This is a genomic window from Oleiphilus sp. HI0123, from assembly GCF_001635315.1.
In genome coordinates this window covers 1-413 of the sequence record NZ_LWGE01000867.1, presented here as the reverse complement: position 1 = coordinate 413, position 413 = coordinate 1, and the positions used below count along the sequence as shown (strand labels likewise).

1 protein-coding gene is annotated in these 413 nt (G+C 44.3%); it reads right to left on the bottom strand.

What is annotated here, in order from left to right:
- Positions 1 to 413, bottom strand: a 413-nt coding sequence (locus A3761_RS07550; protein WP_231881190.1) for a THUMP domain-containing protein, incomplete at both ends; no start/stop codon positions are given.

Below are 413 nucleotides of genomic sequence, written 5' to 3'. Positions count from 1 at the left end.
AAGGTTTTCTTTGAGTGGCGCAGCACCGGTAACAGAACGATAGCCGCGTTTGTGGAGACTTTCACCTGACAAGTCGAGGCTTACGTTAATTTTCCCTTTTGCCAACCTGGCTGATATACGGATATCAGGCTCGGCTCGACTAACTGAGGGCCGGTCCCCAACAAGGTCACGAAACTTATCAACAATTGCATCTTTTACTCGCAAAGCACCAAAGGTAGTGTTGTTGACATGTTCATTTTGCCCAGAGAAATCGACCGCAAAACTAGCCGTACAATCGAAATATCGACTCCAGTCTATAGAATAAGCTGCGTCATAAATTTGATCAGCCGTTTCCGCTTTATGTGAACAAAGCTCAAGTAAAACCCGATTTGCAACTCGCGACCAAAGTAATACACGATACAACAAAGATTTAT